The following is a 23,219-nucleotide window of genomic DNA, read 5'->3' on the forward strand; positions in this document are numbered from 1 at the left end:
GCAGACAGGATTTGCGATGGGAGCATGCTTTGAATGGTCGGGACGACCAATTATCTCGTTATTGGAGCTCTTTCGTTTTTTAGCCCTCCTCTTTTTCATCAATTTCCATCATTTTAAAATCAGGCCCAAATACGCCTTTGATCACCCCGTCTTCACATCTGGGTTTGGGCTTTGGCATATCGGCCATGAGTTTATCGACAAACTCCTTGCTCGGGCCTTGCTCGTACAGGTGGTCGTAGATGACTTTCCCCACAAGCTGCTCATTGTCGATAAAGTATTTGTAGGCAGAGAGAACTGTGGGCGCTGGTTCATAGATGCCAATAACTGAACCGCTTTCCATCATTAAAACCAAAGCCCGTCCTGAAATAACCTGCTTGGCTGCACAAGAAAGCACTGGTTTAAAACAAAATGTCTTTTCCTGAGACTCTGGGTCTCTGATTAACGATACAAAGAATGCATCAATAATTCCTTCTGTTGCCTTTTGATACGCTCCGATGATTGTTGCTCCACTAATAAGTCCTACACAAAAAATATCTCCCTCTTTTAGATCTGCTAGGTCCATGATTTCCCCAAATTTTTACTATTGTAAGTTATATTAAAATTATGGACTGCACTGACGCGTGTAGGATGAAAAATCCTGAACCTTGGAGGAAACCTTCCGGAATTGAGTGGCCCGTAGTTTCCCGGTAGGTCAAGCGGGCTGAGCAGTCTGCGCATTTTCTCAAACAAATCATAGGATGATCTCCATGTCCACGAATAAACCCTCACGTCGTGGCGACTGCTGCGGGAGGAGTCTGCGGGGCTGCCGCCGCAGGTGAGATCACTGTGGGAACCGCTGCTCTCGGTGTTGCTGCTGCGCCAGTGGTCATCCCGCTTGCCCTGGCAAGTGCCATAGTGTTCTTAGTCGCGAGCGTGTCGACTGGTGAGGATAGGGAATTCCTTGAATCCTGGAGACTACTTTCAACATGCAGGAGGACGCCCCATGACCACTAATGACGCTGTTTATCCCCAGATTGTCGCTTCTGGTTCAAAAGCTTCTGGAACCGTTTGTGGGGATACCGTGATCCCGCGCCCATGGCCTTTTCCATTGCCTCTCCCTCGGCCTCCATTTCCATGGCCGTTCCCTTGGCCCCAAGTCGATAAGATTGGGAGGGCCCTATGAAAGCGGAGTTGGGCAGACCGAAGTCCACTTTTGAAGATCTGACGGGTTAGGCTGGTTATTAGGAGGTCGGATTTTCTTTTTTTGATATTATTAATAATTGTTACTATTTATTAGCCAGCTTACACCACCCCCCGCTTAACTTCTGGTTGCACGACCACGAGGGGGAGGATTGCGCTGTTCGAATCAGTCTTTCGGCAGTTCATATCCAAACCTCAACACAAGCTGCATGCTATCGTGCCTGAGATGCAATCTGCGGACAAAAGATGGGGCTTCAACAGCGGGGATCGGTCTAATCTTTCCAGAATTGCCACCATTTGCGGGAAGGCTCGGCGCGTTTTCGGAACTTGTTAAAATGCTTTGTTACGTGTTGAGTCATGGTGTCGAGGGCAGCACCCTCCACTTCCACGTCAACGCCAGCGGCGATGTCCCGGCCAAGCGCCTTAAGGTTTTTTGTATCCAGATAATGGTCGCTGAACAGCATCGCGAGTGCGACATCCCTGTCAGATCCGTTCATTGGACAATATCCGCAGGCCGGGCAATGGGTCACTGCCCCGAACTTTTCCGCGCCGCATTTCTGGCAGATGGCGAAGGTTATATGCTCCTCCTGGTTGCGTGAGTCGTTGCGCTGTTTGTTCCTTTGAACGGGATAATTGCCTTTGAGAATTCCAAGCTGTGATTTTATTTTTGCGAGACAATTGTCTTGACGATGTCGGTGAGCTTGCTCTGAGACTCGTATTCGGGCTTATACGCAGCCGAGTGTGAGCTGTTTGTCAAAGGATTGAAGCACGAAATGAGCCGTGACTCGATATTTTTCAGCATTTTCTTGTCCACCTTTTCGCCAATGATTTTGTCAAATTGAAACGAAAAACGGGTCTCTGTCCCGCGCGTAGAGTTTTTGCCTGGCGTCCAGTTTCTGAATTCGTCCCAGTTGGCAGCAGCATATCTCACTTTGTTGATATGCGATACGCATCTGTCCTTGACCAAGAGTTCGTCAAAGGATCTGCATCTATTCAGGTCTTGAACAAGACCCTCACTCCCAATTTTTGAGAGGAAAACGCTTTTTGGAAGGCTACTTTTAAACGTAACTTCCTTCCCGCGAAGCGTCAGCGTCTGGATATGCTTTCTGAAACGTTTGTCGATAACGCTGTCTGTTGGTGTGTAAATTCCAATGTAAATCATCCTGTTGTCGATGACATCAAAGATAGAGTATATTCCAGGCCCAAAAAACCGGATATCCCTTTTGGCCTCTGGTTTGGTCGCAACCTTGATGTTGAAGGGGAAATCTCGCTTCAAATCTTCGAAATGGAAAACGCTGGTAAGGTTGGTGATGGATGAGGTCGTGATCGAATATTCCATGAGAGCCTCCAGATTGCGACTATGTGGATGATAATGTAAGGGACGCTGCAAGTTTTTCTCTTTGTGAAGTCTTTTGGAGGCTTCATTGTTGATGCCTCTTGCTTACTTTTCTCAATGTGTAAGGCGCGTGTCCTCACCGGATCACTGCCGAGGCAAAGGCAGCAGGCCTGCTTCGCGGAGTTTTTCGAAGATCGTTTTCAGTGCTTCCAGATACTGCTTGCCCGACTCGATTACGTTTGCCGGAACTCCGTTCTTGATGATCCAGGCATGATCGAAACCATTGCGTAGTTTCGCCATATCTCCAAAAAATCCCTGGAGAATCTCTGCGATGCCAAGCTCCTCGAGTTGTTCCCAGAATGGTTTCAGATGTTTGTAGTCGTTGATTACGAGCGGGGTGAACCGCAACGCTTCCTCAGGTTTCTCGAACTTCCAGTCAGCCTTGGGATACTGGCTCATGGAAGCAAACACTTCCCCGAATCTCCTGCGGTAACCCCTACCTTCTTTGGTGAGCATGCATTTCTTTGTGTATTTTTCCTGTACCCCAAGCATTCCTATTGACGCCACGCACTCTCGCATCACCGTGAAGGCCTGCATTGGCAGGTGGTGCTTGAGCAGCATCTCGGCCAAGATTAGTTGGGTGCGGAAATAGGCCTCGTCGTACCGGCCAGAGGGCGGTTGTTGGCATGCAAGTTCACCGAACTTGTCCCTGACCATCTCAAGCAGGCAAAGGTTTGCCCCGGAGCTTTCGCCAATCTTTTTTTCAATGATGCCAAGCGCAGCGTCGGCAATTGTGCCGACCCGGTTGACGTCAATATTCTTGATGAGGTCGGTCAGGCTTTGGAGGGCTTCAATAAGCTTCTGGTCGTTGAGGGCCTCGAAACTGCTGCCTTTTTCTTCTTCCGCCAGCATGGCGAGTTTTGAAGCGTCGGCGGTCTCGGTCAGTCTGGCTACGGCATCGGCCCAGTCATTGATGCGGTAGAAGCCTGCCATGTCGACGATTTCTGCCTTTACGACCGTTTTGGTTTTGTTTTCTTTCTCCACATAGCCGTAGTAGGCGTGCAGCAGCCTGAATTTGCGCGCCTTCTGCAGGAAGCCGATGGCCGATGAGAAAACGATCGGGACCGATCGGAATCCGTGAGTGAAATCCATGATGACGTCATCGTCGTCTTGGATGGCGTCGAGAAGGATTTCAAACCACTGCCATTGGTCTTCAGAATCCATCCGTGTGGTGAGCGAGGCATTGTCGCGAAGGGCGTCTTCTTTCGCGCCCAGCGAGAGCAGTTGATCCCGGAGGGGTGTCCAGTGCTTTATCCTGGATTGTTCCGTCATGAATATGTGAATCCGGTCAAAGCTTGCCGGGTGATGGTACTCGAGGATGGCCCTCTGGGCAAAGTGGGTTGAGGGCAGCGTCTTGTCCCCAATGGAGTAGCTGACTTCATCGTATCCGATTTTCGTGCTATCGTCCGGGTTGGATCCTGTCCCAAGGAAACTGATGAAAACTTTGCTCATGGATGGCTCCTCGATGTTCTCGGTTGAAGCGATATGGCACCGCCTGCATCTTGGCGGCGTTGTACTCTGACAATGATTTTCATGCGCTCACGATGCACGCCTCGTCTGCTGCCCGCCGTGCGAGGTTTTTCATCACCACCCGCTCAGATGTGTTGGCGTAGCAGTAAGTGCAGAGGTGTGCGCAGGTATTGTAGGCACCAATGTCCTTGCTGACGATGCACCCACACTCCTTGCGCTGTCCGGCGTCCTTGATTTTATCCTGCCATTTCGAGTCCAGATCGGACATGCCCAGCATAAGAGGACGCTGCCTGGGGTTAAGGAAACGCCGCAATTCACTGTCGGAAGGGAAAAGACGAAGCATGAGCTCTCCGTCGATGCAGCGGTTGTGCATGATTCCAAGCTTTTCGAAATTTTCCGCTTCGGCGCAGGTAGCCAAGTCAAGACCCCAGCCGTGGTTCATCTCCGCTATGCGTTGCGCCATCCGCATCATGCCCGCAGTATCGAATTCGCTGTAGTTGATGCCGGCCGAGGCGAGATTGGTGCGGACTTTCCTGTAGGCGGCAATATCCGCAAAACTGAAGACCAGTTTTGACGTGTACGGATGCGCAAGATTCCCAACCCGTTGAACTTTTTTGGCCAGAACATCTTCCGTCACGGTATCTGACAGCAGCAAAGGATCGAAGCGCCATATAATCCGGTCCCGCCCGATTCGAGCGGACAGTCTGGCCATTGTCTCGATACGGCTTTCCAGTCGGGGCACATTCGGTTCCCATCCTTGGGTTTCGTAGTCGTTGATTGTGAACTGGAAATAGTAGTTGATGCCCATGTCCTCGATTTCCTGCAGGTGTGGGAGCAGCGGGGCGGGGTTTTTGGTCCAGAAAACGACCACACGCGTACGCATGAACGAAACGTACTGCACAGCCTGATTGAAAGGGTTGCGCCATGCCGCATGACCAGCTCGCAGACGGTTCATGAACCATTCGGAATGAAAGGCGGGAAGGTCGGTCGATCTGCTGGCCGAGATGATAACAGGCGCTACTGCCTGGACTTCGCGGGCCTGGGGCAGGGAAAGGGTGACTTTTTCCCAAGGGGCTGCTTTCATGGAGGCTCCTTTTTCGTAACTGTTAACCATCAAGTGACAATCGAGTTCATGTTCAGGTCGTTGAAAAACGGCGATTCGTTTGATCCCTGCAAAAAATCCAGATCCTCACCTGTCCCAATACAATTCGAACCTGAGTTTTCATGCTCCTCGCGTTTCTCCCTTTTGAACAAACCGGCTGTCTGGAATTCTTCAATAACCCCGTAGCGGTGGCCAGCTTGGATCCCTTTAGCGCATCTCCGTGAAGCGAAGTGGTGGTCCCGGATACGGCACGCAATTCCTGCCGCATTCTTCAGGGCAGGGCATCGCATTCGGGAGAATATCCCGAATCGACGACGCCAGGCCGCTATTTCCTATCGCGAAATAGGAAAATTTGGTCCTGTCATTGCCGCATTGCCTGTGTGCGACGGGAAAATTGAATTTCGGGTAGCAACCGGCAAGGGAGCACGGGCCTTGCTTCTGCGCGCATCCAAAAGGCATGATGAGCTCGGTGCCTTCGTTCTGGTGCACGAAACGGCTCAACTCCTGAGTCATCACTGTCGGTAGCCATCTTCCTCTGGATTTGATGGTTACGTCCAGCATGGAAATGACCCCGTGGCAGGCGAGGCGAGGAGCGCAGGCTTCCAGGAAGTGCCCATAGCTTGCGTTGATAGAAGTCCGGTCGGCAATGAAGAGCTCCGAGATGGATTTCCACGCCATGACCAGATCGAACTTTTGGGGGAGTTCGCCCATGATGCCATGAAATTCACGGGAAAATGTGGAAGGATCATTGGAGAAGATTTTGTGGATGCGGTGTTGTTCGACCCTCATACCCACGTTATGCCGGACATGATCAAGGATGCCCGCCTGAAGGGAAAGGGCTTCTTTGTTGCCGTCGATGGAGTATACATTAAGCTTGGCTCTGAAGCCCAAAGAGGCGAGGGCATGAACCAAACCACAGAGGTTGCCCCCGGTTCCGGAACCAAAATCCAGCACATTCAGCTCGGCCTTGGCATTCCAAGTACGTCTGAGCGGTGCAAGCCCAAGCAGCAGCGAATGAAGATTGTAGCTTTCACAGAAGCTTCTGGGGAAATATGTGCCAAGATAGCAACGGATCTTGTCTAAATCCGAGTGCAGATTCGACTTGGCGTCTTCGCGAAGTTGGCAGTAGCGCGCACCAAGGGAGCCAGCGGAAAAGAGGACGTCCTGAAGATATGTTGGAATCGTATGATCCCAAGAAGAATCTTCCGTGTAGTAAAGTCCATTCATGTGTCAACCTCCCTTCTGCGCGTGGTGTTTGCGTTATGAAGAGAGTGACGGGAATGGATACGCTAATTTCAAGAAGTTGGGTTATTTGTTCGGGAATAAGCGAGTTGTTTTGATTTGATCTACGTTTTCAAGTAGTTGGTAGCGGATGGGCTGAGGGCGGAACTTAGCATTTTTGCAGAATTTCAAAAATCAAGATGGGAGAAAGCTGCTTAAGAACGAGGCGTTGAAATTCCACAGTGCTACAGTTGAATCTCTTATATCCCCTCGAATCGGGTCATGCATTCAGAGACCAACAAGGAGGCATCTATGAACACCATGCAGCTGTCTTAATCCCCTCGAATCGGGTCATGCATTCAGAGCTACCTTGAGCAACAAGTGCAAGTTCCTGTATACGACTGTCTTAATCCCCTCGAATCGGGTCATGCATTCAGAGCCCGTCTGAAACATTGGCAATGTTTTTCCTCTCATCGGTCTTAATCCCCTCGAATCGGGTCATGCATTCAGAGTCGGTATCCGTGATGACAAGCCAACGTTCGTGACGAGTCTTAATCCCCTCGAATCGGGTCATGCATTCAGAGACGAGATGGGCGGCTATGCCCCGGCCTCACAATATGTCTTAATCCCCTCGAATCGGGTCATGCATTCAGAGGGCATGGTTTACGATATTGCATCAGGACGCTGTTACAGTCTTAATCCCCTCGAATCGGGTCATGCATTCAGAGAGATTCCGGCGCGAAGGTTAGCGTCCTGTTGACCACGTCTTAATCCCCTCGAATCGGGTCATGCATTCAGAGAAGAGAGTTTACGTCATGGCAAAGAAGAACAACGAAGTCTTAATCCCCTCGAATCGGGTCATGCATTCAGAGTTGATCTTCGAAACCTACCCCAACTCCAACGGCCTCGTCTTAATCCCCTCGAATCGGGTCATGCATTCAGAGGACTGCCGAGTTTTGCGGGAACTACCTTTCGAAAGGTGTCTTAATCCCCTCGAATCGGGTCATGCATTCAGAGCACGTTCGGTGGCATCTTGTCCGGGTACGTCGATCCGTCTTAATCCCCTCGAATCGGGTCATGCATTCAGAGCCTTGCCATCAACGCCAGCGTGCTGACAGGCGCCTTGTCTTAATCCCCTCGAATCGGGTCATGCATTCAGAGGCACAACGCCTTAATTGGACGCATATCCCCGCCGTTAGTCTTAATCCCCTCGAATCGGGTCATGCATTCAGAGATGGACATAGGTGTCCGCAGTAAGGCCAGGGAGCTAGTCTTAATCCCCTCGAATCGGGTCATGCATTCAGAGCTGTCATTGTTGACATTGATAACGGCACGTCGCTGGTCTTAATCCCCTCGAATCGGGTCATGCATTCAGAGTTCCGGGCGTGGTGGTGGAGAGAGGTTGAGGAGAAGTCTTAATCCCCTCGAATCGGGTCATGCATTCAGAGCCGTCACAAAGGAGCTGTCGTAATGGCAAAAAGCAGTCTTAATCCCCTCGAATCGGGTCATGCATTCAGAGCACCTTCCGTCGCGTCGTCAACGGCTAGACGCGAGATGTCTTAATCCCCTCGAATCGGGTCATGCATTCAGAGCAGGACGGCCGATCAAGGGACTAGAGGCAGTACTGAGTCTTAATCCCCTCGAATCGGGTCATGCATTCAGAGCGTGCCGGCCAGAAGCTGTACCTCGCTGTAGATCCGGTCTTAATCCCCTCGAATCGGGTCATGCATTCAGAGCGAGCGGTGGAATTCGCGGCAAGCAAGGACAGAAACGTCTTAATCCCCTCGAATCGGGTCATGCATTCAGAGTTTTCGGAAGAGCCATGCGCACCATGCAGCATGTACGTCTTAATCCCCTCGAATCGGGTCATGCATTCAGAGACGATTCTAAAGAGACTGTTCCTGCATCTGCTATGTCTTAATCCCCTCGAATCGGGTCATGCATTCAGAGAGTAAACATGCTCCAACGTGGAAGCGAGAGCGGAAAGTCTTAATCCCCTCGAATCGGGTCATGCATTCAGAGGCTGGCGTGATGAAGTGCGGCTCGGCCAACGTAGAGGTCTTAATCCCCTCGAATCGGGTCATGCATTCAGAGCTTAAACGCATGTTGAAGGCCGAAGGCTTCTCGTCTTAATCCCCTCGAATCGGGTCATGCATTCAGAGGGCGTTGGCTATGCCTATTTGATAATAGGCTTTTCATGTCTTAATCCCCTCGAATCGGGTCATGCATTCAGAGTCTTGGGTCTCTGAGTTCAGGGTTTGCAAGGGTTGCGGGAGGCGCTCTCACGGATCCCCCCTAAAAAAGGGCCTCGGGAAATTTTGTGTGCCATCCAATGCGTACTTTTTATATACTAACCATCCAATTTTGCAACGAAAAACCGCTCTCACGTATCGATTTTCGCCGGGTGTGCAATATCAGGCGGATAGCAGATTATTCAAAAAACTACGGAGATGCGTGAGAGACTTTTTTCGGTGCGATTCACGCTGTGGCATCGGGAGTGCGCGCGGTTCACCTTCGATTGTTGCAAAACGGCAGTAGAACGTATTCACAGCAAACGTTCTGATACTCTTTTTTCAGGTTCACCTGCCGAGCCAGGTGAGCGCCGCAGATGTGATGCTTTGTCTCAATAATAACCGCTTGCTGCCATTTCCGGTTCCTGGCCCGCTCCGACCAGTTCGAATTGCGCCAGACATCCCTTGCATTGGCGGTAGAAGCGAACGCTATCCGTTTCATGATCGATGAGGCGGTCCAACTCGTCCTGAATTTTCAGAAGCTGCCTTTCGGTCAGGTTAGGGCATTCAAAGACGGATTTCTGTACACGCCGTCCGTAGCCCTGCAACAGTTTGGCCGCCTTGGTACGGAAACGGTCTTCGGTGATATCATAGCTGATCAGGTAGTACATCAGCGCACCTTGTCCCATGCGAAGGGCAGGTACATTTCGCTCTCGCCCATAATCCAGGAATTGAAGCGCCTTGCCTGAGCGAAGAGGATCTCCCTGTAGGAAGTTTTTTTGCCGTCCGCAGGATCTAGGACCCGCGTATTCATCCATGCGTCGTAGGCTTTTAGCAAGGCTCGCATCGTCGCGGGCTTCATTTCGACCGGGCGCCTTGCTTTGAGTTCCTCTTCATCAGCGAAGACTTTTTGATCAGATGGACGGTAAACAAAATTGTCCGGCGAGATTGACTTGCGGTTCAGCAGGCCGAGAACCAGGCGGTCTGCAATAAATGCACGCCATTCCTCCACAAGATCGCAAGCCAGAGAAGGCCGGCCATAGGACACTTCATGGAGGCTGCCGAGATAGGGGTCGAGACCCACGCGCTGGATGGCCGAAAGTACCTCGTTCGTCAGTACGGAATACACGAAGGACAGCAGGGCATTAACCGGGTCCGTCGGCGGACGTTTGACCCTGCCAGGGAAGGTGAAGTCAGGGTTGCGAAGCATGTCTGGAAATGCGCTGAAATAGATACGGCTTCCGTGTCCTTCGACCCCGCGTATGAAGTCAAGATCGGTCATGCCGGAGGGAAAGCCCTTCTCCAGCGCGCGGATGGCCGCTCCAGAAGCGAGAAGTGTGGGCTCCCCGAATTGTTGCCCCCTAAGGAGCAGGAGTCGGGCTTGGCTCCGCAGTTTGCCTTTGACAATGCTCTCGGCAACGGCTGCCTGCATCACCGGATCCGACAACCTGAGGTATTGGGCCTTGCGTCGGAGGACCTGTTTGTGTTCATCAACACAGAGTCTGCCCTCGAAACGTCCGGTCGGTGTGAGCAGGACGGTTTCGATCCTGTTGCGAACGAGCGCGCGCAGCACGGCTCCGCTGAGGGACGTGTAGCCGATGAGGGTCAGCTGCTTGAGTCCGTCTAAAGATACTCTGTCGATGACTTTTCCGTCACGCGTCAGGGCCAGGTTCGTTCCTTCCTTTTTGAGGAACGTCCCCGGTTCAAGCAGATATATTCGTTCCACTATTGCCTCCACCTGTCAGGGAGTGCGCATTTGCGAACTCTTCGCATCATGTCATGGCCTTGCCGGGCTCAGGCAGAAAACGGCCGACCAGTTCCAGACTTTGACGTAATTGGTCGAGAGCATCCTGAAGGTTGGAGACGTTTTCGGACTGTCCGCATCTGCCGCTTTGCCAGCCGTCAACAAACAGTAGCGGATGCCCGTAAGCCGCCCCTGGAGGAAAATCACAGAGATCGCGGCTGCTTTCGAGCAACGCGTGGATTTTTTTGCATCCCAGAGGGGTGCCGCGCAGACGCGAGATGCGGTAGTCAACGAGGTGCCGGTTGTATTCGGCCTGGTTGCCGAGCAGGGCGTGCAGAACGGCTCCCCGCCTGTCCAGAAATCCGAGGACACCGAACAGAACGCGCTCTTCTCGGACGGAGAGGGCGCGGCCTTCTCGACACAGGCTGAAGATGCCCGCAAGAAGCGGGCAGGCTGCCGAGATGGCGGCCAACTCGGGGTAGTCGTTTTTCCATCGCTTGAATGAAGGGTGCTCAACGACAGTGGCCTTGGGTGCGGCTTTCGCAGCGGACAGAGCGGCCACGGAGTTTATAGTCGCTTGCTCGAGTTTTTCCAGCTGCCTCCACGCATCTCCACGATCCCCCGGCAGAAAGCGGGAAGGTTTGCCGGAGAGGCGGTGAATACCGAGCGGCAGCTTGACCAGATTCCCAAGACCCTTGCCCGACAAGTGATCCTGCTTTGGAAACACCTCCAGAGTGAAGCATGGCAGGTCTTTTGCCAGCGAATTCGAAAAGTTATGCAATATGCTCCTGAGCTTTGCAGGGTCCACCGGGTCGTCGAAGGGAAACCAGAAATGGTAGCCCTTGGAACCGCTGAATTCGACGATGCATGATAGCCCCATGTCACCCGCCAGGGCTGGAATTCGTTCCAGAATATAAGCGAGTTCCCGACGTACGGAGTCGCGTTGGGACGCAGGAAGAGATGGCTGGCGGAGATCTTTGCGCAGGTCTGCATCTATGACACCTATCCGCACCCGGCCATCGGCCTGCATGAGATATATGCCGAATGTCCGGAGCCCCGAGAGGTGCTCGCGCAGATCCTGTTCCGTCATGGGACGCCTTACCGGCATGTACCCGCTTTTACCTTCCGCTTTGTCGACCCACTGACGGGCGAAGCAGTCCTCGCGGCCTCGGAATATTTCCATGAAGCGCGAAATGAGTATTTTTTCTCGGTTCATGGTCACAAAGGAGGCGTCCGGAATTTCCGCTTCGCGTTCCCAGCCTTGGGGCTGCGTATGGAAAAGGGCGAGAAACTGCGGGGCTCGAACCCTGCATTGTGCGCGGAGGGTGGCAAGCCCAACGCTATCATTCATGGCCTGGAGGTAGTCCCTGTGCTCGTTCCACGCTTCCTCGGAATCGGGATAATGTTCGTGGAGGTGATCGAATGCCTTTTCGGCAATGGCGATGTTTCCAGCGATCTGGGCGCAGGAGGCCCAGGACAGGAGTTGCTCGGGATTCAGATGCTCAAACAGTTCCGTGCGGGAGAGTAAGGCTGTGGTTTTGTCGGGGTTATGGCCGGTGAGGACCTGCTGACGCAGATTGTCTAGCAGAAGGTCGTACTGGACGGCTCCTTGGGTTTGTTTTGGGATCGCGTTCACTGGCATCCCCCCTCGCGCAATGCCTGGCGAAGCTTGGGGAGCCATGGGTAGCGTGGACGGTGGGCGGAGAGGTCGCGTTCGAAGCCGAGGGCCTTTTCCCTTTGTCCCGATCGCAGGGCGGCCACGGACTGCCAGAAAAGGCCGTCGGCGCATGGGGTGGAGTACGCTTCCATGTGGAACGCCACGGCTTTTTCAGCAAAGGCGGCCACGTCGGCGAAGTTTCCCTGGTTGTAGGCGATGCGGGCCAGACGGGTGAGACCCTTGTGGCGTCCCCGCCGGTCGCGCTCACAACAAGCCAGGAGGATGCGTCGAGCTTCCTCGATGCGGCCAAGGGCGACGAGGCAGTCAGCTTCGGTCCAACGCACGTAGGGGCGACGAGCCTTCTGGGGGATGCGTTCAATAGCCTGCAGTCCCTGCTCCGCATTGCCCATGGCCAAGTGGCAGCGTCCGCTCAGTTCGTGAACATAGTCTCCATCCGTCGGGTTGGTGAACAACGCCGCAGCGTCCAGAGCTTTCAGTGCCTCTTCGAAGCGCCCAAGTGCATGCAGGGCCTTGCCCTCTGCGAAATGCTTGTGCTCGTTTTTCAGGTAGGAGGTCCGGGCGTCCTCTTCGATTACGATCCTGACATGTTCGAGAGCAGTCGCAACTTGTCCTTCCTGGAGCATGCACGAGGCAAGGGCGTATCTTGCCTTTACGGCATTTTTGCGTTCCTGGTGGCGGCTCAGACGCGTCTCCGGGGGATATTCATCCCAGTTGCGCACGGCCTGGGCCAGCAGGGGCAGGGCTTTTTCGGGCTTTCTGTCGAAGTCCTTGAAGAGTCTGCCTTCGCGATAGAACGGCGTGACCCGGTCGGGCAGGATGGACTGGGCCTTGCGGAAATGTTCGTGGGCCTCCTGCAGTCGGGTTCTCTTTTCCTGGCCAGGAAGAATGATCTCCTTGGCGTTTGCGGCCTGCAGACTGCTCATGAGCGTGTACCCGAGGGACGACCGGTAGCGAAAATTTTCAGGGTCGCGCTGGACGCATATTCGCAACTCGGCCAGGGCTTGGTCGAAGCGCTTGAGCTGGCCGAGGACGAACCCCAGGCTGGAACGGATCTCCATGTCCAGGCCATGGGTAATCAGGGACGGTTCGTGATCTTCGATGGGGTAGAAAAGATCCAGGATTTCCTGCCAGCGGTTTTCGGCCTGAAGGCTACCGATCTCTGCCAGGACCCGGTCACGGAGCTTGCATGCCTGTTCCGCACCGCCAAAGCTGTCTGCAAGTGCTGCAAAGGGATCGACAACAGCCCCAATCGCGTCCGGGCTCAGGTCAATGGGCAGCGCTCCCTGCTGCTGGAGTTCTGTGGACGACACCGGGACGGCCTGGGGCTTCGGTGTTTCTTTTTCGGCGGACGGCAGAGAGATGATGCGGACGGCTTGGCTGTTCATGCGTTCCTCCTGGGTATGAAAGGAGGGACGGGAACGGGAGGCGTGTTTTCAAGCCTTGATTGATGTTAGTCTTGGATTTCCATCCGGAAAAAGGGTGCATACCTTCGAAATCGCTCATTGCGCAAGGCTTTGCCAAGGCCACCCACTCTGGAACGCTCTTCGTATCCCTCGTGGTCGTGCATTTCCCACACGAGCAGCTTCCAGTCGTCCTCAACGGACACGAGATAGCGGTCCGTGGTGTTGCCTGGTTTGAGCCAGAAGATGCCGGATTCGGCGTTTCCGTGTTTGTCCTTCGACAATTTGTCAGGATGACGGGCTATCCGTTCGAGATACTCCAGCGGATTGACGTCGCTCCGCGCTCGAAGTCTGCGCAAGCCTGTCATGGCTTCTTGCGAGAGGTACGGGATGAGGGCCGACGGTTTCTGCAGTTCCTCGAGGACCAGAAACCCGACAGCGGAAAGGGTTACGTCGGTAGCATCCATGTCGAACAGCACTTCAAGGGACAGCCGTTGTTCCCTGGATAACGCTGCGGAAAATTCCTGAAGGGGGATGGCGCATTCACGTTCGATCCGTTCCAGAACCGGGCGGACGGCGTTTAGGGATGCCTTCGAGAATTCGACCGGGAGCGGAGGCAGGTCGATGAGTTGGGACGAGAATTCGAATATGTATCTACAGGTTACCTGCCGGAGCATACCCAGCAATACCGTGTAGGGGACCAACGCCTTGAAGCCGCCTGTAGGGTTGAGTACACACTGTCCGTTCCCGTGGCCATCAATGTACTGGAGCAGTTTTCTGAGATAGGCAACAACGCCGAATCTGCTGAATTTCCTGGCGTCTTGAACCTGCAGGCCGGGAATGATCTCCACTTTGGCATCGAGTCCGTTGGCTCCAAGGAAGCGGGCTACGGCTTCGGCGCAGACCTGTCCGTCCAGCGTTTCGGAGGAGAAGAGCACAACCGTGTCGGCAGCGCTTACCCTCATGCGGGCAAGGGAGTGGATTTCCGCCGAGAGGTGATCGGCCAAGTGCCCATCGTCATGCATCGAGAAGCGCCCGAGAAGTTCGCTGAGAAAGCACACGGCCCAATCCTTGCCGCCGCATTTCAGAATGGCTTCGGACGAAAACCTGCCGAATTCCTCTTTCGGCCATTCCTTGGCGGCGCTTGTGCCACACGTGCAAAGGTAGATCATTACGTTCTCCGGTTGATATGCCAGAAGCGTGGAAGGCAGGGCATGTTCAAAGCAGGATCAGTTCCCATCCTTTAGGCGCGATGGTCGAGGTGATCCTGCCTTCGCCGGTTTCAGTCTTGCTGCGAAGGTCGTTGTGAAACAAAAATACCGGGGGAGTGCCGGGACGCGGACGACCGCTGTCCTGGACGGCCAGGCTCCGGCCGCAGTTGCCGGCCATGATGGCCAGCAGCAGCGGGACCGGACTGATGAAGACCACAGGACCGATGGTGCGCATGAGGTCAGCAGCCATGGCCTCCTGCTGTGCGCGGGACAGGCCCTGGGCCGGAATTTTGATGGATTCGTATGAGCCGAACCGCTCCCCGAGAATCCGGCCTTGGGCCGGATTCAGGGAGTGCTGTTCGTTGATGATGACGCGGGCGGGCATGTGAAACCTTGGGTTGAGAGGACTGTCTAAGTTTTAGAGTTGACTCATTTTACATTAAATATGTGATAGTTGAGTCCGTTTCTGTGGTGCCCACATCACTTCTTGTTTGCGATACTTTCAAGCAAATCGAATTTTTTTGTCCATTTTGTGCTTTGCTCACGCGTGATGCCAAACGCTTTCATGGAATCAAGGAACTCACGAGCGCGAACGGGTGTGATCAATTTGTCCGCATGCTCTTTTGTGATCATTTCGCCTATCGTATCTTTTGTAGGGGCTACCGTGTGAGAACTCGTCGCAGGTGTTCGTTGTTCCCTGACTTCCTGCCTGCTTTGCCGATTTTGACTCGTGTTTGTTCCGGCTTTTTCGGACTCGTGAGTATGCTTCTCCCGGTCAAATGGCTCCAATCTTTTAATTATGCGCTGATTTCTTTCTGAAGTATCATTTTCTGAATCTATCAGGTCATAACCATAAAGAAGGTCTGCCTTAGGATTGGAAGAGACTATTTGAGGAAGCGCCTGGGCTTTTATCTGCCCCTTGCCACCGACCTTGGCCTGCAGAGGGCCATCAGCCCATGTTGTTTCAAGCCCTTTCAGGGTCTTTTTAGGGGAAGCATGGCGGGCAAACCAAGTCAGACCTGCGCGCGTCGTCTTGTTCTTGTTAACGGTGACGGCCCGCGGATAGCGAAGTTTGTCGACCGGAACCTGTGAAGCGGAGTACAGCTTGATGCATTCGGATATGCTTCTGAATCCTTGGAAATAATCATCCAGGATTTTCAGCTGTTCTGGTGGGAGGGTCAGGTTTTCGCCATGTTCAGAACGGCCTAACGGTTCAGAGGAGTTCCCGTCTTCGTCAATCAGCCTGCATCCGATTACCCGGCAATGTCCAAGCCCCAAAGGCTTCCCGCCGCCAAGTTTCCAGTCCACCGAAATGGCCGAAAAAAGCAATGCCAACTCAACCTCGTTGAGAGCTCTGAAGGAAATGCGCAGTTTGCCGGTCATTCCCTCTTCAAGAAGTTCGGCGGTCTTGTTGACTTTCTGCTCAGCTGGCAATTTCAAATCCCCACGTTCTACGTACACCCCCTGAACGGAATATCTCCAAGGGGCGTTATCCTTCCGTTCGATGGTATTGCGATAGACTTTGTAGCCTTTGAGGGGAGAGTCCACGTTTATCTGGTCAAGATCGTCCGCGTCTCGGTAAAAGGCCAAACAGCCGGGATGCGGGGCCGAAAGGGGAGCCAGGACTTCCTTGCTGGTTTTTTGTTTCGCATCAAAAAAAATCAGGTTTCCCGGTCTGATTCGAGCGGCAAACGGGCCTGCGGCCTTCGGGTTTTTCTTGTGCGGAATCTGGCCAAAGAGATTCGTGACCGTGTCCACAAGACCGTCGTCACGCATGCTGTCCGGAAGAACAGCCTTGTGATGATCCCGGATCAACGTTTCCAGTTTTTTGCCTTGCCGTCCCCAGCGTGCCCATTGGAGTGACTTGATGTCGGCCTCAGAGGTGATTGCTGTGCAAGCCGCATTGGCTGGTTCGAGCCAGACAAGGTCCCCGGGTTTGAGTTCAGGCCGATCCGAATGACGATGGCGGCCCCGATAATCTTCCCAAAAGTGTTCGGCCAACTCTAATTCGACATCATTGCCTCGAAATAATCCTTCTTTTTTACTTTTTTTATTTACAGGTGTTCCGCTGAGCTTAACTTCATATCCGTTGTAGATCAGTGGTGCTGGATTGGCTTGCAAACGTTTTTTATCCAGGTCACCTATCGACATTGTCAGTTCGTCCGCCTTGATCAATTGTGTTTCGCCAAGCTCGATGATTCCTGGGTGATTTGCGTTTCCTGGCCGAATGACTTTAGCCAGAAAAACATTGTCCGGAACATTAGCTATGATTCTGCTCGGTCCAAGTTGAGCGTCGCGCCCTTGGGTCAACCATAAATTCTCATCCATATAACCCAGCGTTCCGCCGCTGATGATAGTCATCAACGTGCGCAGAGACCCGCGAATGCTAGTCGCCGGCACAATCACGTCATTGGCGATGGTCAAAGCCTTGAACGTCTTGTGTCCATTTTCGTCATGGTCGGCCTTTGGACTGCAACTCATAAGAGGGGACAGATTTTTTATTTCTAAACTCAATATCCCGCTGATCCGTTCTCGTTCATCAGGATGCTCGTCAATGCTTAATGACGTAGGAGGTACTCGCTTCACTTTCTCAGGAAATGGAATGAACGTGTAAGGATTGTAAAAAGGAGCTCCGAGCATGCTTGCGCTTGCGGCGTTAGCATTGCTGCCGGCCTCTTGGGTATTTCCCCCTGTCTGTCTTTTAGCAAAATTTTTGGCCATTACATGATCTCCTTGCACAAAGATTCCAGCTCTTCGCCATGTTTTCCGGTTACGGTAATGGACTTGATTTCCAGACGTCCCCCGCTCTTGCTGGAGCCGATCAAGAGAATGCCCAGATGAATGGCTCGCAATGTTTTTGCCAGCAGCTTGGCTTCTGTTTTTGTTGGATTGGCGACAGATATTTTTACAGGGAATTTCAATGTTCCGCTGACAAGGACCTGATTACTGAATAGAGCGCCTTCATTTGCGCCGCCGGAAAAGCGATCGATGGCTACGTGCATTCTATCCTGAACATCATCGTCGGCTGTATTGGCAGAAGAAAAGGAGTCAGTAATGTGTAGACGTCCCTTTTTGTACATACTGCCAAAAAGATCCAGAATCGGGTCCTCAAGAAGCGATGGATCTTCCTGGTAGTCCTCTCTGTCCAATGGATCGACAAAGCCCCATCCTGCATCGTCGGCTTTATGGTCGCCTTGAGATTGCCTGCTCCACTGGTCATACGAGTCACGAATGTTCATGCCCTCTCGGGCGGCCAGACGACTCATCCAGCTTCTGACAATGCCACGCAGGGATGAACCCGGTATGCGCCAATGATCGCTTCCGTCAGCAAAATAGACTTTCTGGGGCTTGAGGGCGTAGTCGGTATCCTGTCCATCCCCCACCAGGAGATCTTCCCCACGCGGGACGCCCAACTCCAGATTGACGCTCAGAAGTGACGCTTCTTCGGGAACAGCGACCTTGTCGCCCTGCAAACGTACTCCAGACTTTCGCTCTTCGTATTCCGCGTCCATCCATGCAGCAACAGCCTCAATGTCATCGAGGTCAAATGCTCTCAGATAAAGGCCGCCATCGACCCGCATGCGTCCTATCCCGCGATTGCTGTTACCTCCGACCAGAAGCTCGGCGCCGAAAATCCGGGCTAGATCATTGATAAACTCAATGTACTCTTCACGAGATCCTGCGCCGCTCTTCAAGGTGATGGAAAGAAAAGCCGAAGCCCCTGGGGGGGTTGCTTCCAGGGAGAAGAGTGCTCCTTTGGCCACTACACCAGTGTGGCGGTTGATCATGTTATGCGTTCTCTCATTGACCGTTTTGCAATCGAGCACGGTATCGGAGATTTGGATGAACGATTCGTTTTCTCTGAACTCGTCAAGGGCGCTTCCAAACCAGCGATCGGCCTTGTTGGTCCCTACTGAGTTTCTGTAGGCACTCCTCAATGCGCCCGCCAAGGCCGTGCCCCGCAATATGAATTCGTCTCTTCCGTTCTTGGATACAATTTGGCGATTGGAAACGGCTCCTGCCCCGGGAGCCACGCCTTCGGGAAAATTAATTTTTGCAGTTATTTTGTAGATTGTATTCATGAATTTCACTCCCCCTTGTCCGCAACGAGCAGGTCCTGGCACACTTTGAGTACCTGACAATAATATGCTGCGTCAGCGCTAATCCCTTTCTCCATCTCCAGGACAACGTCCTTCCAGCGTTGCCAGATGCTTTCCGGCCGGTCAGTCCGTTGCCGTTCCAGATACGCGAGTGCATTTTTGCTATTAAGGCGCGTCAACTCACGGACCCTGGAGATCTGGCTGGCAGAAAGTTGACTGGCCTTGGCTTTTTCCCAAAGGGCGAAGCCTTCTTGGGCGAAGTTTTTGATCTTCTTCATTTTTTTGGGCCGTGGAGGATCAGGGAACAGAGCCTCGGCAATGCCAGGATGAGGCATGACCGCTCCGAGACCTCTCTCGCGACCTTTTCCAACTCCTGCCACCAGGATTTTTTCCAGTTCTGTAACAGGTTTACTTACACGGAATACCGACCCGGTATTGATCACCGCGACCGCTCCCAAGAGTCCTTTGTGTACAGTGCTGTTCCATCCAAACAGTGTCGAGATTGCTCCACTTGAGTCCTCGACTTCTCCAAAACCATGCTCATGAGCCAGTTTCTTTATGATCTGCGCAAATGGTTTGTTCATTTCGTCGTCGGGAACTAACAAAGGAGACTGAACAATAAAAATATTTGCCGGTCTTTTGAACAAGTCGATGGATTCCATAGGCATGCTGTACGCTGAAAGCAGGCCGCCGCCTCGAACAGATCTAGATTTTCCCAAGGTGACAAACGGGTTGTCTTCCAAACTCTGCTTGAGCAATTCTGCCGCCGATTCCGGCATGGAGACTATGCCCGTGAACGTCATTGGAGCCATGGCTTCGATTGTGTAGAGATTACGTTTTTGGCCGCCTTTTCTGTCTCCATTGATGACCCCGTGTGCGGTAATCACCCTGGGCATATCTGATGACTTCCAAAGACGTACCTTTCCAGAATTGTACAAAAGAGCGCCGTCGGCAGATTTCAAGGGAGAATTCGGCGGAATCTTGTCCCATTCATAAGGACGAATCATCTCGTCTTCAAAATGGAACATGCCCTGATTGTCTGTCAGTTTGCTCAGTTTGTGTGTAAAAGAAACTTTGATGGAAAGTGATCCTTCGGAATCAGTGGGATTGAGTGGCCACGCCCTGAAATTGACATCTTCATAACAAGCTGTGGCGACTTCTGTGGAAACATTATTCAGACGATGCAGAATCGCGCCTTGGACGGCGCTGGCCGGGATCGTAAAACCGGACTTGATCATGTTGTTTTGTATAATGGGAGTTTCAGGCACACAGATTGGATTCTGAGCCCTAAACACAAGCTTGAGCATTACCGGACGGTTTGAATCCGTGCGAAGTTGAATTTTTTGTGGGTGGAAAGCCGGGATAGACTTCCAGTCAGTGACTTTGGCCAATGTCCGCAATATTTGGCCGGGAGTTTTGTTTTCTGCTGGTATGGAGACAAAGCACGCACCTGCACCACGATTCCTGTTTCCGCCAACCGCAAAAATCGACAGGAGGCCAAGTTTCAAGAGTTGCACATATTCATCTGTCAAACCAGTTCGGAAATGAATACTGCCCTTGAACTCCGTTCCTGTAGATACGGCTTCGCTTGTGCGCAGTGAGCCCTGATCTGCAGTACCGAATTCATTAAGTGCTGTTCGCGAGATGTCGATGACCGATGCTTTGTCCGCCACTGCGTCATCAAGATGAAAAAGAGCCCCTCCACTGAGTCCCTCGGCACCGAAGAGCGTGTCCAGAATAGTTTCGGGAATGAACTCGTCCACAAGATTTTCGAGGTTCTCACGCATAAGCCCTTTCAGGTGTGATGCCGGAATAATGACATTCCGTTCAACATCCCTGGGCAAAAGTGAATCGGTCAGGCTTGTGCCCAAACCACACGCCGGTTCACCATCGGAAGTGAGTTTTATGGTGAAGTTGATTGTGCTCATCAGACGGTCTCCTTTTGCATGCGGCCTTCTTCTTCAAGAAGCATGAGGGCATCGATGATGTTGGTCGACTGCTCTTTTTTGTCGGGGGAGAGAAACCATGAGTTGCCTGGCTTTCGAGCGTCAAATTCTTTGAGGTCCTTAAAAATTGTATCCCCATGGTTTTTCTTGCACTCTGCGTAAAATGCCAGACGTTCGGCATAAGGTTTTGAGAGGGCGGGTAAAATTTTGTGTCGCACAGTTGTCGGCACCCGTTCGTATTTTCGGGCAACCGACTCAATGTCGTGATATTCATCCATAGTACACGGTCGGCAGGTCAACTTGACGATGCGGTCCAATTCTTCGTCTTCAAACAGCAATTCACGTTGCCTTTTTGCTGCAGGGCTATCGACTAGGGTGTCTGTGATCTGTTCCCAATCGATACAGGCAGGCGAGGCCTCGTTCTTGATTCCCTTTTTGCGGCCTCGTGTTTTTGCACTCGCCAATAACGTTTCAGAGTATGGAATCGCCGTATGTAGCGGCAGACTGACAGGTGCGTAGAGAACTCCTGCAGTAATAGTCAGTCTACCATTGGTCGCAGGCCAAAGGTGCGGAGATTCTGCGCTGGTCAGTTCAAAAATTCGCATTGCTTCTTTCACAAAGGTCATAGCGTACGAGCAGTGACAGAGAACAACGATGTCATCCCCCCCGACCAGCAATGGACGGACAGGGAGGACGACATCCTTCCCTGTCTTCACCGTTTCCTTGCCCTGGTCTGAATCGGCCCATTCCGAAACCACTCGTTGAATGGCCGCTGTCGCGGCTTTGCACGTACAAAGATCCAGGGCGTAACTCATTTCACGTATCCATCGCTGCAGTTCCTGGGTGGATAGCCTCTTTGGATTGTCCTTGCTTACTTGGTGTCTGAACTGCATTCCCATGTCGTTTCCATCCATGGAAATGATTGCCCAGCGGTTGCGATTGCCCAAGGCTTTTGCGCCAGCCAAGCCGTCCAGTCCGTCGTCGTCATCGACATTATGGAAAAATTCCAGATTTTCATTAGGAATTCCAGGGAGCAAGATATCCTTGAGAAGCTTGTTCTCGAAATGGCGGTAAATCTTTTCCCCCCGTTCGTAGAGTCGTTTATTAAGCACCGGATGGGGTCTGTCGTCTGAAACCGGGTACAAACCACTTATCGGGCAAGGGCGACCATTGTTCATGACTGGAACAAAAGAGAAGATCTCGTCAGCATGTTGGGATGCCTGGCTGAAATCTTCATTTTCGCCAAACCGTATATCGAGCCCAATACCGTGCGCCTTTGCTATGATCTTTGACTTCAGATCGTTCAAAATTTGTTCGTCTTTGCAGAGAAAAGTTCCCTTGCCGCCTCCAGCGAAAATGAGTTGCGTATTTGCATTGTGAAAGCCAGGCATGGTTATCTTGTCAAAACGATCAATGAGGGCAGAGCCGCCAATAATATATTTCAATTTGGGGATTTTAAATATAAATGACTGAATTCCTTTTACATCATAACATAGATATCTCTGCATTTGGCTTGCCCTCCCGCATTACATTAATTCACTCGATATTCCATCTGCCCCAGCCCGAAAGTCGTCTGCTTGCCCACGCGCAGGATGCGTCCCATCTCCAGCAGTGGCAGGAATTCTTTTATTCTTCCCTTGTAGGAACAATAGCCGGTCAGGCCGCCGAGGAGCATCTCTTGGTCCTGGCGGCTGGAAAAACGCTTGTTCTCGAGCCAGGCCAGTCGGCTGTGTTGAATTGTCACCGCTTCGGCACGATCCACGAGGCCTCTGTAATCAAGGTCCGGTTCGCCGTTGCCGAAACTGGAAAACAGGCCCGACATTCTGCGGAGCAGGCTCCTGATCAGGACGTGGAAGGGGAGGTCGCCAGCGAGACGATTGTCTCTCTTGATCCGAAGCGGGGTCGCCCATGAGACCTCAACTCCATGCGCATCCGTAAGGACGGTGTCCGGAAGTGATTCAAAGTTGAGATCCCGGACAATCGGTTCCGCCGTCATGCGTCCATCACGCCCATCATAGAGAGCGCGGCCGTCCATTTTCATCTGCTGTATGACGTATCTGGCTCGTGGCCCTTCCTCGCCCCTGCCGATCCCTGACTGCCCCATCTTTTCGAAGGCGTAGATGAAGTAGGGGAGATAGTGGTTTGCTTGGCCGAACAGTAGCAGGGAAAAGTCGAAGGCTTCGCCTCGTTCGTAATGGCGCTTTCGGTCCAACGGAGGCGATATACAGTAGGGATGCTGGGCTGTCCCGTGAAGCTCTGGAGACATGCCGCTCTGCGGTTCGAACATGGTGGGGTACAGACAGCGCGTTCGCAGCAGGCAAGACCCGCATTCGCGGGTGGTCATGGAGCAGCTGACGCTCTTTAGCGCCCAGCCGAATCCCCCGCGAAAGGTTGATCCCTTGAACTCCGGCAGGACTGCGTTCTCCTTGAATATGGCCCGAAAATCGTAGCGCCCGTAAAGCATTTTAACCTCCATCGGAGAATATAACGGGAGGAAGTCGGTCTTTTTCAATATTGCATCGAAAAATTTCAAAACGCCTT

At 52.6% G+C, this 23,219-nt stretch carries 17 protein-coding genes and 1 CRISPR repeat array; all 17 genes read right to left on the reverse strand.

The window, feature by feature from the left end; all coding sequences use genetic code 11:
* Positions 1-79 precede the first annotated feature (79 nt).
* The 17 genes from H4684_RS16230 to cas6 all read right to left on the reverse strand — a co-directional run bounded on the left by H4684_RS16230 (position 80) and on the right by cas6 (position 23,142).
* Entirely contained in the window at positions 80-562 is a 483-nt protein-coding gene (locus H4684_RS16230) for a hypothetical protein (protein ID WP_192624549.1), read from the reverse strand.
* A gap of 889 nt (positions 563-1,451) precedes the next feature.
* Entirely contained in the window at positions 1,452-1,676 is a 225-nt protein-coding gene (locus tag H4684_RS16235) for a hypothetical protein (RefSeq protein WP_192624550.1), read from the reverse strand.
* 164 nt (positions 1,677-1,840) lie between these two features.
* A complete protein-coding gene (locus tag H4684_RS16240; protein WP_192624551.1) occupies positions 1,841-2,518 on the reverse strand; it encodes a hypothetical protein in 678 nt (225 codons plus the stop codon).
* A 141-nt stretch (positions 2,519-2,659) separates the two neighbouring features.
* Positions 2,660-4,027 carry a TIGR02221 family CRISPR-associated protein gene (gene csx2 / locus H4684_RS16245; protein ID WP_192624552.1) on the reverse strand — a complete coding sequence of 456 codons (1,368 nt, stop codon included), beginning with the start codon at positions 4,025-4,027 and terminating at the stop codon, positions 2,660-2,662.
* Between the two features lie 79 nt (positions 4,028-4,106).
* Positions 4,107-5,129 (reverse strand): DUF1848 domain-containing protein, encoded by a 1,023-nt coding sequence (locus H4684_RS16250; RefSeq protein WP_192624553.1) that lies wholly within the window; start codon positions 5,127-5,129, stop codon positions 4,107-4,109.
* Positions 5,130-5,354: 225 nt separating this feature from the next.
* Positions 5,355-6,374: a hypothetical protein gene (locus tag H4684_RS16255; protein ID WP_192624554.1), complete on the reverse strand. Its 1,020-nt coding sequence runs from the start codon at positions 6,372-6,374 to the stop codon at positions 5,355-5,357.
* 252 nt (positions 6,375-6,626) lie between these two features.
* A CRISPR array of direct repeats spans positions 6,627-8,603; the repeat unit is 36 nt; unit sequence GTCTTAATCCCCTCGAATCGGGTCATGCATTCAGAG.
* A gap of 388 nt (positions 8,604-8,991) precedes the next feature.
* A complete protein-coding gene (gene cas2, locus H4684_RS16260; RefSeq protein WP_192624555.1) occupies positions 8,992-9,270 on the reverse strand; it encodes a CRISPR-associated endonuclease Cas2 in 279 nt (92 codons plus the stop codon).
* A complete protein-coding gene (gene cas1, locus H4684_RS16265) occupies positions 9,270-10,325 on the reverse strand; it encodes a CRISPR-associated endonuclease Cas1 (RefSeq protein WP_192624556.1) in 1,056 nt (351 codons plus the stop codon). The genes cas2 and cas1 overlap by 1 nt, the downstream gene beginning before the upstream one ends.
* Before the next feature lie 46 nt (positions 10,326-10,371).
* Complete coding sequence (locus tag H4684_RS16270) at positions 10,372-11,979, reverse strand: CRISPR-associated primase-polymerase type A1 (protein WP_192624557.1); 1,608 nt, start codon at positions 11,977-11,979, stop codon at positions 10,372-10,374.
* Positions 11,976-13,406 (reverse strand): tetratricopeptide repeat protein, encoded by a 1,431-nt coding sequence (locus H4684_RS16275; protein WP_192624558.1) that lies wholly within the window; start codon positions 13,404-13,406, stop codon positions 11,976-11,978. Before H4684_RS16275 ends, H4684_RS16270 begins: the two co-directional genes overlap by 4 nt.
* 65 nt (positions 13,407-13,471) lie before the next feature.
* Positions 13,472-14,593, reverse strand: a complete 1,122-nt coding sequence (locus H4684_RS16280) for a putative CRISPR-associated protein (RefSeq protein ID WP_192624559.1) — start codon at positions 14,591-14,593, stop codon at positions 13,472-13,474.
* A gap of 46 nt (positions 14,594-14,639) precedes the next feature.
* Complete coding sequence (locus H4684_RS16285) at positions 14,640-15,017, reverse strand: hypothetical protein (protein ID WP_192624560.1); 378 nt, start codon at positions 15,015-15,017, stop codon at positions 14,640-14,642.
* A 95-nt stretch (positions 15,018-15,112) separates the two neighbouring features.
* Positions 15,113-17,353, reverse strand: a complete 2,241-nt coding sequence (locus tag H4684_RS16290; RefSeq protein ID WP_192624561.1) for a hypothetical protein — start codon at positions 17,351-17,353, stop codon at positions 15,113-15,115.
* The gene (locus H4684_RS16295; RefSeq protein ID WP_192624562.1) at positions 17,353-18,714 is read right to left on the reverse strand and encodes an RAMP superfamily CRISPR-associated protein; all 1,362 of its coding nucleotides are present in this window, start codon (positions 18,712-18,714) and stop codon (positions 17,353-17,355) included. Before H4684_RS16295 ends, H4684_RS16290 begins: the two co-directional genes overlap by 1 nt.
* A 5-nt stretch (positions 18,715-18,719) precedes the next feature.
* A complete protein-coding gene (locus tag H4684_RS16300; RefSeq protein WP_192624563.1) occupies positions 18,720-20,660 on the reverse strand; it encodes an RAMP superfamily CRISPR-associated protein in 1,941 nt (646 codons plus the stop codon).
* Positions 20,660-22,186, reverse strand: coding sequence for a Cas10/Cmr2 second palm domain-containing protein (locus tag H4684_RS16305; RefSeq protein ID WP_192624564.1), 1,527 nt, complete (start codon positions 22,184-22,186; stop codon positions 20,660-20,662). The genes H4684_RS16300 and H4684_RS16305 overlap by 1 nt, the downstream gene beginning before the upstream one ends.
* A 23-nt stretch (positions 22,187-22,209) precedes the next feature.
* The gene (cas6, locus tag H4684_RS16310; protein WP_192624565.1) at positions 22,210-23,142 is read right to left on the reverse strand and encodes a CRISPR system precrRNA processing endoribonuclease RAMP protein Cas6; all 933 of its coding nucleotides are present in this window, start codon (positions 23,140-23,142) and stop codon (positions 22,210-22,212) included.
* Positions 23,143-23,219: the final 77 nt, after the last annotated feature.

It is taken from the genome of Desulfomicrobium macestii (assembly GCF_014873765.1).
GTDB lineage: Bacteria > Desulfobacterota > Desulfovibrionia > Desulfovibrionales > Desulfomicrobiaceae > Desulfomicrobium > Desulfomicrobium macestii.